Raw genomic sequence first — 628 nt, 5'->3', positions numbered from 1 at the left:
GCCCGTGACGGGCGGCTGGCCGGTGGTTAACAATCCACTGGTGGGCGTGGTTCCTCTGTTACCACTGCCACCGGATGAGTGATGGTGACCGGAGTTGTCATTGTCAGATGAATCATCATCACTATCATCCCCGCCTTCCTTCTTCTTCCCATCTTCTACCAGTTCGTAAACTTCATAACCTACCCAGCCGGCAACGCCGAGTGCCACGGCTGCAGCAATGATCATAAGTAATTCCGGGGTCAGGAGTCCGACAGCCAGTGTTTCGGCAAAACCGGCCATCAGGCCGGGTGCAGATAATCCAACAACGCCTCCTGCAACTATCCTTTTTACGGCCTTGTCATACAACTCATCGGCGGCACAAGCGCCCATGCCACCCCCGGCCAAGGCTCTTTTACGACGACACGCCGGTTCTTTTATTTTGCCACTGCCGCCTTTGTCACGAATGCGGATATGGGCCCAGTCGTCGCCGCCGCCGGGTGCATGCTGTGGCGGGGCGGGTGACTTGGCCATCAAATCCTTAACACTACTTTTGAGCCCATCACCCAGGGAGCCCAGAACATCGGTATCTGACATAAACTCCTCTAATGCATCCTCAATGCTGGCCGCTGCATCTTCCGCCGCCGCATCG

The 628-nt window shown here is 56.5% G+C and carries 1 protein-coding gene; it reads right to left on the bottom strand.

All coding sequences use genetic code 11. The features are described from left to right. A partial coding sequence (locus tag J7438_RS28755; RefSeq protein WP_209279074.1) for a hypothetical protein occupies positions 1-628 on the bottom strand: 628 nt, incomplete at both ends.

It is taken from the genome of Thalassotalea sp. G20_0 (genome assembly GCF_017744175.1).
Classification (GTDB): Bacteria; Pseudomonadota; Gammaproteobacteria; order Pseudomonadales; family Endozoicomonadaceae; genus Endozoicomonas.
Note: the sequence above shows the minus strand (reverse complement) of the source record. Positions and strands in the feature narration are given on the sequence as shown.